General features: G+C 54.3%; 8 protein-coding genes. 5 read left to right on the forward strand and 3 right to left on the reverse strand.

Annotated elements, in window-relative coordinates; genetic code table 11:
* Positions 1 to 50 precede the first annotated feature (50 nt).
* From HPY30_15360 to HPY30_15370, 3 genes are all read right to left on the reverse strand, one after another.
* Positions 51 to 2,096 (reverse strand): hypothetical protein, encoded by a 2,046-nt coding sequence (locus tag HPY30_15360; protein QYZ67237.1) that lies wholly within the window; start codon positions 2,094 to 2,096, stop codon positions 51 to 53.
* The gene (locus tag HPY30_15365; GenBank protein ID QYZ67238.1) at positions 2,083 to 3,402 is read right to left on the reverse strand and encodes an NAD(P)-binding domain-containing protein; all 1,320 of its coding nucleotides are present in this window, start codon (positions 3,400 to 3,402) and stop codon (positions 2,083 to 2,085) included. The genes HPY30_15360 and HPY30_15365 overlap by 14 nt, the downstream gene beginning before the upstream one ends.
* Before the next feature lie 415 nt (positions 3,403 to 3,817).
* Complete coding sequence (locus HPY30_15370; protein QYZ67239.1) at positions 3,818 to 4,474, reverse strand: response regulator transcription factor; 657 nt, start codon at positions 4,472 to 4,474, stop codon at positions 3,818 to 3,820.
* Positions 4,475 to 4,924: 450 nt separating this feature from the next.
* Between HPY30_15370 and HPY30_15375 the strand changes: the two genes are divergently transcribed.
* The 5 genes from HPY30_15375 to HPY30_15395 all read left to right on the forward strand — a co-directional run bounded on the left by HPY30_15375 (position 4,925) and on the right by HPY30_15395 (position 14,398).
* On the forward strand, positions 4,925 to 5,116 hold the full coding sequence (locus HPY30_15375) for a hypothetical protein (GenBank protein QYZ67240.1): 192 nt from the start codon (positions 4,925 to 4,927) through the stop codon (positions 5,114 to 5,116).
* 438 nt (positions 5,117 to 5,554) lie between these two features.
* Complete coding sequence (locus tag HPY30_15380; protein QYZ67241.1) at positions 5,555 to 6,481, forward strand: transcriptional regulator; 927 nt, start codon at positions 5,555 to 5,557, stop codon at positions 6,479 to 6,481.
* A 62-nt stretch (positions 6,482 to 6,543) separates the two neighbouring features.
* Complete coding sequence (locus HPY30_15385) at positions 6,544 to 8,082, forward strand: cytochrome C (GenBank protein QYZ68078.1); 1,539 nt, start codon at positions 6,544 to 6,546, stop codon at positions 8,080 to 8,082.
* Between the two features lie 53 nt (positions 8,083 to 8,135).
* Positions 8,136 to 11,708, forward strand: a complete 3,573-nt coding sequence (locus HPY30_15390; protein QYZ67242.1) for a cytochrome C — start codon at positions 8,136 to 8,138, stop codon at positions 11,706 to 11,708.
* Between the two features lie 170 nt (positions 11,709 to 11,878).
* Complete coding sequence (locus HPY30_15395; GenBank protein QYZ67243.1) at positions 11,879 to 14,398, forward strand: hypothetical protein; 2,520 nt, start codon at positions 11,879 to 11,881, stop codon at positions 14,396 to 14,398.
* The last annotated feature ends 77 nt before the right edge of the window (positions 14,399 to 14,475 follow it).

The following is a 14,475-nucleotide window of genomic DNA, read 5'->3' on the forward strand; positions in this document are numbered from 1 at the left end:
CTACTACTTGGCTCTGGAGGCAGCGCTGTCGCGAACCCAGCCTGAACCGGTCAGCGTGAGAGGCGGAACATATCGAGCCACTCTGCTCCGGATTCTGTCTGCTCCAGCTGTTCGACGATGGCCGTGTGGTTATTGAGCCGGGCCAGATCAACCGCCTGTTCGCGTTTTTTATTCCTCAGATTGGGATTGGCTTTGCCTGCAAGCAGCCGCTTGATGACTGCTGGATGCCCCTCCCGCGCTGCTAGCATCAAGGCTGAGTCGCCGTTGTGGTTTCTCAGATCGGGATTGCTGCCCTTTTGCAGCAGCATACCGACGATCTTTTCGTGTCCGAGATGGGATGCCATCATCAGCGCCGTATTGCCGGTATTCCCTGTCTGGTCGATGTTGCCGTTGTCCTTGATCAGGACATCGACCATGCCTGTCTCGCCCCGGGATGCAGCGAGGATCAACAGAGTCTCTTTCTGCCGATACTGGCGATGGAGGTTGACTTCCTTTGCCGATAACAGTTTCAGGCCTTCCAGGGTTCCCGATTTTGCTGCGAACCAAAGAGCATCGTGCCCTGCGTCGTCGACGCTGCCGGGATTGGCCTTGGCATCCAGTAGTATCCTGATAAAGTCGGCCTTTTCCATGCTGGCGGCGAGCATGAGGGGGGTTGTGCCGTCAAGTTTCCTGCTATCGACTGCTGCACCTTGATCGAGTAGTAACGAAACAATATCCCGATGTGCGTTCGTCACTGCCGCTAGTAGCGGCGAAGTGCCGTCATTCAGCGCCGTATCAACCTTTGCGCCTCGGGAGAGCAACTCCCGTACAATCTTGATCTGTCCTTTTGTTGCCGCATGGAATAGGGGGGTGGCTCCCTCTTCTGTGGCGATTTCGGGACTGGCCCCTGCATTCAGCAGCCGCTGCAAGATTTTTATCTGTCCTTGCCACGCCGCCCGGGCGAGGGCGGTAAGGCCTTCGGGATCCTGGGCGTTGATGTCGGCACCCTTTTCCAGCAGGGCGTCGACCAGGGAGTCGCTGCCGCGCCAGGCCGCGATATTAAGGGTTGGCCAGCCTGCAAAGGGCTGTTCCTCGCCCGCAACCACCAAGCTGTCAGAAAGGGCCGAGAGTTGTGGTGTCCGTTTGCTGACACGCTGTTTGGCAGGTGTTGGGCGTTCTATTCCAGCCTGTTCCAGTTGGATCACCACTTTGTGGTGTTTCCGCTGCCAGGCCAGTTGCATGGCTGACTGCCCTTTTTTATTGTCGGCTCTTGGATTGGCACCTCGCTTGATCAACAGCGCTGTGATTTCAGTCAGTCCCTTGCCGGCGGCAAGGATCAGGGCGGTATTGCCTGCCGGATCCCGTTGCTCGATGTCGGCACCGGCATTGAGCAGCAGACGCGTCTCTTCGAGCCGGTCGAGACGGACGGCGGTATGCAGCGGTGTATTGCCAAGTCTGTCTCCGATGGAGATATCGGCACCCGATTTCAATAGCTCGGCGATAGTTTGTGTATGCCCGTTGAGTACCGCCGAGTAGAGAGCGGTGCGCTGATCTGAGTCAGTGGCGTCGATATCTGCGCCTTGCCGCAAGAGTTCACGCACACGCCCCAGGTCGCCGGAGGCCGATGCGTCGATCATGCTTTCAGAAATACCTTCACCGTTTTTTGCGGCCATGCTTGCGGCGAGTTGTTCAACCTTTCGCTTTGCCTGGCGATGCCCCTGTTCTGCAGCTGCCTGGTACCAGCGCAGGGCCTGTTCCCGGTCAGCAGTGACTCCCCAGCCATACTCATAAAGGTTGCCCAGGTTGTATTGGGCTTTGGCGAAACCCTGCTCCGCTGCTTTGCCGAACCAGAAGAAGGCCTTGGAAAAATCCTTTTTTACCCCTTTTCCTGCCCGGTACATGCCGGCAACGGCGTATTGAGCCTTCGCATCTCCGGCCTCAGCCAGTTGCTCGTAGATCTCAACCGCTTTCTCGAATTGGCGCATCCGCACTGCGGTTCGTGCCTCTTCCAGTGTCTCCGCAACAACCGACAGGGGTGTGATGGAGAGCAAAAGAGAGCAGAGCAGGGTAGCGGTAAAGCCCGTGAAATGCCGGAGACTGCGATCATGCGGTGCCATGTTTTGTGTCGACTTCTATGCCTATCTGTTTCAGGAATCCGGTCGGCAGAATGCCGCCGGCGCAGACGATAGCCGCATCGTTGGGTATTTCGATGAGCGCTTCCTGTTGTTCAATGGTGACTTGTTTCTCGGTGAATGACTTGATGTTCGAGTTCATCAGGACCTGCAGGGTTCCATTCTCATCTGCAGTTTCCACTTTCTGCCGGTTTTTCTTTTTGGCCCGGGAGAAGGAGCCGCTGCGGTAGGAGAGGGTGACCGTAGTCCCCGGCTGTTCCGCGATGGAGGTGGCAGCCTCCAGGGCGCTGTCACCGCCACCCACCACCAGGACGTGTTCTCCACGGTATTGTTCCGGGTCAATCAACCGGTAGACCACCTTGCTCTGTTCCTCCCCTGGAACGCCGAGTTTGCGTGGAGTGCCACGTCGGCCGATGGCGAGCAATACCTTGAGTGTATTGTACTCGCCCTTCGAGGTGGTGATTCGGTATCCAGTCTTGTCGTCTGGCTCGATGTTTTCCACTTTCTCCTGGTAGTTGATGTGGATTCCTGTCTCCTTTTCCACCTGGCTCCAGAATTCTAGGAGTTCCTCCTTAGTGGTTTCGGTAAACTTTACCTTGCCTACTATGGGAAGTTCCACCGGTGCTGTCATCACCAGTTTGCCACGGGGAAACTGAAACACAGTGCCTCCCAGAGAATCCTGCTCCACCACCAGGTATTTCAAGCCCAATTCGTGGGCCCGAAGCGCGGCGGAGAAACCTGCCGGGCCGGCCCCAACGATGACAATGTCGTAGTCATGGGAGTGGTGCTTGTCGTGGTCTTCCATCAGTGCGTCGAGCGCCTTGTATCCCTGTTCGATGGCGTTGCGGATCAAACCCATGCCTCCCAGCTCCCCGGCGATGAAGATGTCGGGCATGGTGGTTTCAAAATTGGGTTTGAGTACCGGGATATCGACTCCCCGCCGTTCGGTACCGAACACCAGGGTGATGGCATCAAAAGGACAGGCGGTTTTGCAAGCGCCATGGCCGATACAGTTGGTGGGGGCGATTAGTTGGGCCTTGCCGCCGATCAGTCCGAGAACTGGGTGGTTGTTCTGTTCGGGGCAGGCGATGACGCAGGTACCGCAACCCATGCATCGTTTGGGATCTATCACCGGATGCAGGGAGGCGGGTTCGGTCAGACCAGCTTCAGATTCCTCTTGCCAGATTGAGTGGCTATGACGGTGTTTAAGCTTCTTCAGACCCAGGTAGATGCCCCAGATCAGAAGTAGCGGGGGCAGGTAGTAGCTGAGAAGCAATGCGAATTCTTTCATATTTTAGCGTAGCTGTAGAGCAGTTACGATGTAATCGGCGGGTTGATGAAAATATTGAATAATCATATACGAGGAGAAGTTGCAGTGAGCGGAACTATGTTGAATTTTGTACAAAAGGGGTCAGGAAATGCATCGCAGTGGATCGCAATGGTGCCGACGGATCACGGTCGGTTTTTCGGCTGGTGACTTACATTGCACGATATTCTGCTGTTTTATGCCGACTGGATCAACTGCGATAAACAGGATTTTTCGGAAACTGTTTAACTGTCCCAAACTTTTGCCGGCAAGTATCAATTTGCGGATGGCGTATTGCATTGGTGAGATGGAGCAGTAAAAAAACCATCTCTGTCCGGGAGAAACGCGGGAACAGCTTCGTTTACACTTTTCTATCGATCCTGCTGTCAAAAAATAACGATTAGTGGGAGACGATGCCTTTATTCAAGGCATAAGTGGTAAGTGCCGATGCATTGTGAAGATCGAGTTTCTTCATCAGATTTGCCCGGTGTTTTTCCACCGTTTTGATACTGATACAGAGGAATTCAGCCATGCTCTTGTTGGTGTGCCCCTCAGCCACCAATTTCAGGATCTGCTTCTCACGCTTGGTGATGGTGTCCCAATCGGTCGCAGGTTCAGAATTTTTTTGACCGACCAGATAACCCTGTACAACTTTGTCAGTAATGTCGGGGCTGAGGTAAGTCTTGCCATTCATTACCCGTTCAACCGCGACCAGGAGTTCAGAATGGGTTGCATCTTTGAGAATGTATCCATTAGCGCCCGCATTCAGGCTTGCCAGGACATACTCCTCCGCATTGTGGACGGTCAAAACCAGGATCTTTGTTTCAGGAAACCTTTTGCGTATCTCCTGCACGGCGTCCATCCCGTTCATGCTGGGCATATTCAGGTCCATGATTGCCAAGTCGGGTTTCTTGTCTGCGACACAGCGAATGGCTTCGCGTCCGTTCTCTGCTTCTCCGACAACATTGTAATCCGTGGTGCCTTCCAATAGCGATTTTAATCCTGCCCTCAGAATTGTATGGTCTTCAGCGATAACGACTCGTAATTGTTTTTCCATGCACCCCCCCCACGCGCTGCAATTAGCGGATTTTAGTACTTGATTCCCCGGACGAAAACGATCCCCTTTTACCTGATCCTCAAGTTAACAGGATTGCTTGTATCCCTTGTGCACTAGGGATTATAGCCAAACTTTCTCTGGATTCATTCGACCTTATTTTACAGTTTGCTGCTGAGTGCAGCCCTGATAAGGGGATGTCAATACGAAATATACATATTCGCAGTTATAACATTGAGATAAGTCATTGTTTATAAATAGTAAACTCGATGTGCTGTTGGCCGCTCCCCTAGAAGTAAACTAGGGTGTTTACCTACCTATTAAATTCATCTTTTCCAACTGGAAAACTAGGAGTTTCTCAGTCTGATCTTGCCCAATATTACCGGCAGTTTTTATTTTTCTATCACCTAAAGTTTCACTAATAAGAAAAGAAAAGCTAGGAGGTGCTTGAAGATGACGGGAATTGGTAGGCCGGAAAAGGTCAACGACGATGCAACAGCGGTGGCGTTCTATACGATTGCCGCGCTTTTTCTCGTATGCACGGTCGTTGTGATCCTTTATCACTATTTTGAAAATACTTCAGCTGTACCTGTTACCACTGCAGAGGCACAAACGGTGATATTCCAGGATTCGGAGTGCACATGATGAGCTTTTTACATCCAAATACAGCTTATCAGTAGGCGTTTTCGCTGTTTGGCCTGGGATTGCGGCGGGAGGGAGCGGGCAATCCTGGCTAAGTGACTCATTCATCCAGCCAGTACCGCGCGGTGTGGCGTTATTTTGCAATTTCAGCTTCAGATAGATGCTGCAGCTCATAAACAATGCGAACTGTTTCATGTTTCAGCACTGCACAGCAATTATGGTGTGATCAACGGCTCATGTTCTGGGGTTTGTTGCCGCTCAGGTGTAGGCAGGAAGATCGGGTCAGTTACAATTCAATCGTAAATTTGGTAAAAAATTCCTAATATTGACGGTGGATTTTTCGGGCAGCCGAATCGGAGTCGCCAAAAAGGCGGTTTCTACACAGAAGCAAGGCGCTATCGATATGGAAACACCAGACAATTATAGACAGGCGAAGTCGCAATGAGTGGAATTGTGTTGAATTCTGTGAAACAGACAGAAAAAAAACGGGCTGCGGCCGATGGTAGTGATGTACTGCCTGAAAATGGCAAGTTCTCAGGCTTTGGGGGCTGGCTGCTTACGCTATTCGTTACGTTAGTGCTCTATTCTGGCTGGATCAACCGCGATGAGCTGATCCTGACACCTGAAGAGGGACTGGGGTATGCGCTCGGCATCGTCGGCGGAAGCATGATGCTGCTGCTGCTGCTCTATTCGTTGCGTAAACGAGTTGGGTGGATGAAGCGGTTTCTCACCGTGAAATTCTGGTTTCGTTTCCATATGTTAATGGGTGTGCTTGGCCCGACTCTGGTGATGCTTCACAGCAATTTTCACCTCGGTTCGCTCAACGGTCGGGTGGCCTTGTTCAGCATGATTACCGTGGCGATCAGCGGCCTGGCGGGCCGTTTTGTCTATTCCAGGATTCACTATGGTCTCCATGGCGGCAAAATAAAATTCGACAGACTGAAGTCGGATTCCGAGTTGTTGACCCGCAAGCTTGGCCGGTTGTTCGAACTGGCGCCAGGGACCAAAGAACGCCTGGCCCGGTTCGAAGGGCGGGTTGTCAACGTGCAGGAAAGCCTGTTCAAGAGCTTCATCAACTGGCTGCGCATCCGTATAGAAGCCCCTTTACTCTACAAGCACATCCAAAGGGAGTTTAACCGACAGCTGAAGCAGTCTGCCCGGGAATTGAATTGGAAGCCACAGCGAACCCGCAGCTATAGAAAAACCGTAAGGTTGCTCATCAGTACGCACAAGCGAGCCTCGGTTCGGATTCTCGAACTGCATTTTTATGAGCGTCTCTTTTCCCTGTGGCATGTCCTGCATCTGCCACTGTTTTTCATGATGTTGGTGACTGGAGTCATCCATATCTATGCAGTCCACACTTACTGAGAGAGAGCCTTGACCGGTTCAGTGACATCGTTTTGCGGCTTCCATATACCTTTATTCTGCTGATGTTTGCTTTCGTGCCAAATACAACCGTCCAGGCCTTTGGGGTTTTCGATCGTCTGTTGATGCCAGGTGACGTGATTGAGGGACATGCAGCGTTCGAGGATGAGTGCGAAAAATGCCACGAAAAGCTTGAACAGAAAAAACAGAGTCAGCTCTGCCTTGGCTGCCATGACCATGCAAATATCGCCAGTGATATTAAGTTGAAGGAGGGTTACCACGGTCGCAAGGCGCAACCCGACAAGGTCGCCTGCAAGCACTGTCATACTGACCATAAGGGGCGCGGCGCACGGGTGGTATTGTTCGACGAGGGCTCCTTTCTGCACGAAGCGGCGGATTTCAAACTGAAAGGGCTGCACAAACAGGTTCCATGTAACTCCAGTCATGAACAGGGCAAAAAGTATTTTGTAGAGTTTTCCTTATGTGTCGACTGCCACAAGGAGGCCGATCCTCATCGCGGCGGTCTGGGTGAGAAGTGCGATAAATGTCATGTGGAGCGTGGTTGGAAGCATTTTGATTTCGATCACAACAAAGACACCGAATACAAGCTCGAAGGCAAGCACCAGGATCTCAAGTGCAAGATCTGCCACCCCAGTGAGCGTTATAAGAAGACACCTAAGGAGTGTCATCTTTGTCATCAGATCAATGACATCCATGGCGGGCAGTTTGGTGAAAAGTGCAAGGAGTGTCACACCACCGAGAAGTGGAACGAAGTCAGGTTCGATCACGACCGCGATACCAAATACAAGCTTCAATACCGGCATCGCAAGCTTGCTTGCAACAGTTGCCACAAGGAGCCTCTATACAAGAAAAAACTGGAAAAGGATTGTTACACCTGCCACCGCCTGGATGATGTGCATCGAGGTGTAAACGGCAAGGAGTGTCAAAACTGCCATTCCACCAAGGGGTGGGCTGAGGTTGGTTTCGATCACGCAAAAGATACTAAATTCATCCTTGACGGCCGCCATAAAAAATTGCCCTGCGAGGCCTGTCATACCGCTGCGCAGAAAGAGAAACAGGCGTTGGAAAGCACCTGCATTGCCTGTCATGCCGATGATGACGTGCACAAGGAGCAACAGGGCAAGGCGTGTGTCCGGTGCCACAACACCGATGGCTGGGACGCAAAAGTTTTTTTCGACCACGATCTGACCCGTTTCCCCTTAATCGGCCAGCACAACGCGCTGGCCTGTGAAGAGTGCCATCTCTCCAGCGAATACAAGGATGAGAAGACCGAGTGTGTCGCCTGCCACTTCGGTGATGACTCGCACAAAGGCCGTTTGTCGGAGCGGTGTGAAACGTGCCATTCACCGAACGGATGGACGATCTGGATGTTCGATCATAATGCTCAAACCGAATTTAAGCTCGAAGGCAGCCACGAAGGGCTGAACTGCCATGCCTGTCACCGGGAAAAAATCTCGGATAAAAAGTTGGGCCAGGATTGTTACACCTGTCATCGGCAGCAAGATAAACACCGCGGAGCCTACGGCAGAAAATGCAAACGCTGCCATAACAGCAACTCCTTCAGTGAAGTGAAAATGAAATGATTATTGCGATAAACGCAAATGGTGGGACTAGTCTAATGGCAAAGGTAAAACTGATGAGAAGCAGATCGATCGGCAGAATGGTGACGATGCTGCTCCTTACCCTCTCTCTGACAGCATTTCAGACTGTTTGGAACAGTGCGTCTGCTGCTGAGTCCTTCGATCATTTTATGACCGGTTTTCCCCTGACTGGCGGTCACAAGCGGGTCGAGTGCGAACAGTGCCACACCAATGCCATCTTCAAAGGGACGCCCACCCGCTGCGCGAGCTGCCATAACGGCGCCCGGGCGGAAGGCAAGGGGGCGAACCATATCAAGAGCGAAGATACCTGCGATAACTGCCATACTTCGTCAACGTGGCGGGTAGCCCGTTTCGATCACGGCAGTGTCACAGATGCATGTGAACGTTGCCACGACGGGGGCAAAGCTGCGGGCAAGACGGTTGCCCACATAAGTACTACCAACAACTGCCAGTTCTGTCACTCATCCTTCAGTTGGCGCAAGGTTCGAAGGGTCGACCATGTGGCAGTTCTTGGTGCCTGTAGTAGCTGCCATAACGGAAGTAGTGCGCTGGGCAAGGGCGGCGACCACCCGCAGACCACTGCACAGTGCGATACCTGCCATTCCACCGGTCGGTGGGGGATCGCCAAGCTCGATCACACCCAACTTGACACCGCTTCCTGTACACGTTGCCACAATGGCGCCAAGGCCACCGGCAAACCGGGCAGACACATCAGGACTACCGAACAATGCGATACCTGCCACACGACCCAGACTTGGCGTGGCGGCGTCTTTGATCATGCCAATGTTGCCGGTACCTGCTCCTCCTGCCACAACAGCGTCAATGCAACCGGCAAGGGCGGTAAACATATCAAGACCACTGCCCAGTGCGACACCTGTCATACGACTCAGACATGGCTTGGCGGCAGCTTTGACCATGCTGACGCAGCGGGTAGCTGCAGCTCCTGTCACAATGGGGCGAATGCCACCGGCAAGCATTCCACGCATATAGTAACGGCGGGACAGTGTGACACTTGTCACACGACCCAGACCTGGCGTGGCGGCAGATTTGATCACGCTAATACTACAGGTAGCTGTAGCTCCTGCCATAATGGGGCGAACGCCGCCGGCAAGCACTCCACACACATAACAACGGTGGAACAGTGCGATACCTGCCACACGACGCAAACCTGGCGTACCGGTACCTTTGATCATGCCAATGTCACCGGCACCTGCAGCTCCTGCCATAACGGCAGCAGCGCCACCGGCAAGCACGGCTCTCATGTGACCACGGCTTCCCAGTGCGACACCTGCCATATATCGACCAAGGCCTGGACCTCGATCAACTTCAGGCACGAGAATGCCGCCGGCAGGTGCTCCAGCTGTCATAATGGTATTACTTCAGCCGGTAAGAGTGCCGGCCATGTGAATACCGCTGCCCAGTGTGATGTCTGCCATACTTCGGAGGCGAACTGGAAGAGCGTTCGCTTCGATCATGGGAGTGTGAGCGGTACCTGCTCCAGCTGTCACAATGGTTCCACTGCGACTGGCAAACACTCAGGGCATGTTCAGACCAGTGGCGAATGCAGTCGTTGTCATATCTCCAACTCGAATTGGACCAGCGTGCGTTTCGACCACGGTGCGGCAAATGGCTCCTGCAACACCTGTCACAACGGGACGACGGCCACCGGCAAGAACTCCAGTCATGTGCAGACCACCGCCCAATGCGACTCCTGCCACACTTCCCAGACCTCCTGGAGCAGTGTGCGCTTTGATCACAGCAACGTGACCGGCAGTTGTGCAACGTGTCACAACGGTTCCACCGCTACCGGCAAGCACAGCACTCACATCCAGACAACTGCTGCCTGCGATACCTGTCATACCACCACTACAACCTGGCTCGTGGGCACCTTCCGCCACGATGGCGTGGCAGGAACCTGTAGCAGCTGTCACAACGGCACATCGGCTACGGGTAAACACTCCAGCCATGTCTTAACCACTGGCCAGTGCGATAGCTGCCATATATCGACCAACGCCTGGAATACAGTGCGCTTCGATCACGGCCTGGTCTCCGGCAGCTGTGCGAGTTGTCATAATGGCACCACGGCAACCGGTAAACACAGTGGCCATGTGCAGACCACTGCCGGCTGCGAAACTTGCCACATCTCACAGACGGGCTGGACCGCAGTGCGTTTTGATCACGCCGGAGTTTCGGGCAGCTGTGCGACTTGCCACAACGGCACTACTGCCACCGGCAAACACAGCGCCCATGTGCAGACCACTGCTGGTTGTGAAACCTGCCATATCTCACAGACGGGCTGGACCGCAGTGCGTTTTGACCACGCGGGAGTCACCGGGAGTTGCGCGAGCTGCCACAATGGCACTACCGCCACCGGCAAGCACAGTGGTCATGTGCAGACCACTGCCGGCTGCGATACCTGCCATATCTCGCAGACGGGCTGGACCGCGGTGCGTTTTGATCACGCTGGAGTTACCGGCAGCTGCGCGAGCTGCCACAACGGCACTACTGCCACCGGCAAACACAGCGCCCATGTGCAGACAACCGCAGGCTGCGAAACCTGCCATATCTCGCAGACCGGCTGGACTGCAGTGCGTTTTGACCATGCCGGAGTCACCGGTAGTTGTGCAAGCTGCCATAACGGCACCACTGCCACCGGCAAGCACAGTGGTCATGTGCAGACCACCGCAGGTTGCGATACCTGCCATATCTCACAGACGAGCTGGAGCGCGGTAAGGTTTGACCACGCCGGAGTCACCGGCAGCTGTGCGAGCTGCCATAACGGCACTACTGCCACCGGCAAGCACAGCAGCCATATACAGACGACTGCCGGCTGCGAAACCTGCCATATCTCACAGACGAGCTGGAGCGCGGTAAGGTTTGACCACGCCGGAGTCACCGGCAGCTGTGCGAGCTGCCACAACGGTACTACCGCCACCGGCAAACACAGCAGTCATATCCAGACCACTGCCGGTTGCGATACCTGCCATATCTCTCAGGCGAGCTGGACTGCGGTGCGTTTTGATCACGGAGGAGTTACGGGAACTTGCCAGAGCTGCCACAACGGCACCACCGCCACCGGCAAGCACAGCAGTCACGTCCAGACCACGGCGGCTTGCGATAGCTGTCACCTGTCGCAAACTACCTGGACTTCGGTGCGCTTCGATCACAATACGGTGACCGGCAGCTGTTCCACCTGTCACAACGGCAATCAGGCGGAAGGCAAGCATGCCGGTCATTTCCAGACCACGCAGCAGTGCGATAGTTGTCACCGTACCACCGGTTGGCTGCCGACCCTGGTCTATCGCCATAACTCGGGAAGTTATCCGGGTGATCATCGTTCCAACCTGGCCTGTACAACCTGCCATCAGAGCAACAGTCAGGTGGTGACCTGGCGTAACGCAGGTTATGCTCCCGACTGTGCGGGTTGCCACGCCGGGGATTACGAATCGGGTCCGCACAAGAAGCACGAGAACCCCGACCGCAAGTATACGGTTACCGAACTCCGTAACTGCAGCGGCCCTTGTCATATCTATACTGACAGTTCAATGTCTACGATAAAGGAGTACAGACAGCGTGAGCATAGAGTGAGCGACGGGGATTTCGATTAACGATGAATCTCGGGTGTGGTTTCCAAGGAATGGTCCACGGCCCGTTGCGTTATATTCTACAATTCAGTAATTGGCCGGGAGGCTGGTGAATCTTCGCCAAGTGATTCATCGCCTCCCGAGGTTTGTATTGAACCAACCTGTTTCCAAAACAATAATAGACAAGGTATGTAATGAAAAAAATAGCGGGAAAGTTCTGGGCAGCCACTCTGTTGATGCTGTTGTCGCTATCGATAACCACCGGAGCCATGGCCAAGTCGCGGGTTATGGATCGGATCGATGCAGGGTTCGGGGAGGAGGAGAATCGGATCTCGATCTTTTTCAATGTCCCCGTACGTGTGGTCAGCGATCTGGTGAACAGTGCCAGAAGCGAGATTGCGATTCGCGTGAAACCGGTTGTCACTCCGGGTACGGAAGAGGAATTTCTCACCGGTGACGAGACCCTCTCCTGGAAGCCGAGCGCCGAGATCCCACTGGAGCGGGTCGTCTTCACTGGGCAGCTGATCGGCAACTCCACCATGTTGCTCTCATTTTCTACCTCGGTTGGTGAGTATGAGATCACCCAGGGTAAAGGCTTTTTCTCGATTTCTGTGCTGCTGAAAAAGGAGAAAAAGGTTGAAAGCATAAAGCTTGAGGAGCCGAAGGGGGGGCCGCTGTTCGATGTGCCGCCCACGGAGATTCCGGCAGTTTCCGAACTTCCTGCCGTTGTAGTTCCGCCGGGGGAAAAGCCGCAATTCGTGGACGGAGACTTTGCCCTGAACCTGCACTCACAGCAGCAGCCGATCGATTTTAAAAAGGTAGCGCCTGTGCCTGTGCCAACGAGACGGCGGCTCTATACCACGCAGACGGAGGTCAACGACCAGCAGTGGTACCGGCTGCGTCTGGGTTTCTTCCGATCTGCTGCCGAGGCGGAACGGTTCAAAAAGGAGATCCGTCACTTCTATCCCAGTAGTTGGGTGGACCGGGTATCGGCCGAAGAGAAGGCCCGTATTCACGGGGACACCAGTGCGCCACCGGAAGCGGGGGAGGCACCGTTGATGTTACCGAAACAGGAGGTGAAACCGGTTCCGGAACGGCTTGCCCGGATGATGGAGAAAGCCAGGGAGATCATGACCGCTCAGGATTATCCAAAAGCTATCCGCATGCTGACGGCGGTCCTGGAGGAAGCGGACAATCTATTTGCCAAGGAGGCGCTCGAATTGCTTGGTCTGGCGCGGGAGCGTAATGGTCAGATTGCACATGCCAAGGCAGAGTACCGCCGTTACCTGGAGCAGTATCCCGAGGGTCCGGACTCTGTGCGGGTGAACCAGCGTCTCGTCGGCCTGGTTTCGGCGGCTGAGCAACCCAAGGAGAAGCTGCGCGAGCCCACCCGGGCAGTTGCCGCGGAGCGGGAAGCGGAGTGGGAGATTTTCGGCAGTTTTTTTCAGTCCTATCAGCGGGACGGCATCGAGAGTGAATTCGTTGACGATGACGAGAGTGTCACCCGCTCTCAGGTCAATAACAGCATCGATCTGAGTGTGCGTCGTTCCAGTGCCGACGTCGACATGCGGGTGCAATTGAACGGCTCCTATGACGTCGATCTGTTGGACGGTGGATCGGGCAACGAGGAAGCGCTGACCGATGCTTTTTTCGAGGTGGAACGACGCGCCGAAGGCCTGGTCGGGCGTTTCGGCCGCCAACGCTTCCGTTCGAGCGGTATCCTCAACCGGTTTGACGGGGGCGTCATCGGTTATCAGTTCTCCGAGGACATCAGGCTTAACGTCTATTCGGGTATCCCGGTGGAGAAGTCCAGCGATGTCTTTATCCGCGACGACAAGTGGTTCGTCGGCGGAAATGCAGAGCTGGCCTCACTCTTCTACGATATCGACTTCACCCTGTTCGCCATCGAGCAACGGGTCGATCACCTGGTGGACCGCAGGGCAGTGGGCGGTGAGGCACGCTATTTTGACGATCAACGCTCGTTCTTCGGCCTGGTGGATTACGATATCTTCCATAATCGGCTGTCGACCTTTCTGGCGCAGACCAACTGGACGCTGAACAGTGATACCCAGCTCTACTTCAATTATGACTATCGCACCAGTCCGATCCTGACCACTTTCAATGCCCTGCAGGGGCAGACCCTGGAGACCATCGAGGAACTCGGTCAGACCTATACCGATGACGAGATCTACGCCCTGGCCGAGGATCGCTCTGCCCGCAGCCATGTGGTTTCTCTGGGTGGTACGCACTCACTGGCCGAAGATTTTCAGCTCAGTGGCGATCTCACCATCTCCAATGTGGGTGATACACCGGCATCAGGGGGGGTGGAAGCGACGCCTTCGACCGGGAATGAGTTTTTCTATACCTTACAGGTACTCAAGAATAATCTGTTGAAGGAGGGGGATATCGGTATCCTAAGTCTGCGCTATTCAGATGCCAGTACCTCCAACACCTATTCCATCAGCGCCAACAGCCGTTACCCGATTACCTCTCTCTGGAGAATCAACCCACGGCTCAATCTCTCGTACCGCGACAATAACGATGGTGGAACCCGTATCACTGCCGGCGGCACCCTGCAGGCGGACTACCGCTTCAGAAGCGATCTGGTGTTCGAGATGGAGGGTGGCGGCAACTGGCATAAAGAGGAGACCTTGCTGTCCACCGATTCCTTTCTCGATTACTTTTTCTCTGCTGGATATCGCTGGAGTTTCTAACAGCGATAATTGACTACCCGGCAGCTTGCCGCGAAGAGGCAGTAGGAGCGGCGCCACCGCCGCGATTTATCTATCAA

Source organism: Gammaproteobacteria bacterium (ex Lamellibrachia satsuma), from assembly GCA_019623805.1.
In the GTDB taxonomy this organism is placed as follows: domain Bacteria; phylum Pseudomonadota; class Gammaproteobacteria; order Chromatiales; family Chromatiaceae; genus QGON01.

Excerpts from the sequence above, each read along its gene's own strand:
- HPY30_15360 (QYZ67237.1), bottom strand. The coding sequence starts at position 2,096 with ATGGCACCGCATGATCGCAGTCTCCGGCATTTCACGGGCTTTACCGCT.
- HPY30_15365 (QYZ67238.1), bottom strand. The coding sequence starts at position 3,402 with ATGAAAGAATTCGCATTGCTTCTCAGCTACTACCTGCCCCCGCTACTT.
- HPY30_15370 (QYZ67239.1), bottom strand. The coding sequence starts at position 4,474 with ATGGAAAAACAATTACGAGTCGTTATCGCTGAAGACCATACAATTCTG.
- HPY30_15375 (QYZ67240.1), top strand. The coding sequence starts at position 4,925 with ATGACGGGAATTGGTAGGCCGGAAAAGGTCAACGACGATGCAACAGCG.
- HPY30_15380 (QYZ67241.1), top strand. The coding sequence starts at position 5,555 with ATGAGTGGAATTGTGTTGAATTCTGTGAAACAGACAGAAAAAAAACGG.
- HPY30_15385 (QYZ68078.1), top strand. The coding sequence starts at position 6,544 with ATGTTTGCTTTCGTGCCAAATACAACCGTCCAGGCCTTTGGGGTTTTC.
- HPY30_15390 (QYZ67242.1), top strand. The coding sequence starts at position 8,136 with ATGAGAAGCAGATCGATCGGCAGAATGGTGACGATGCTGCTCCTTACC.
- HPY30_15395 (QYZ67243.1), top strand. The coding sequence starts at position 11,879 with ATGAAAAAAATAGCGGGAAAGTTCTGGGCAGCCACTCTGTTGATGCTG.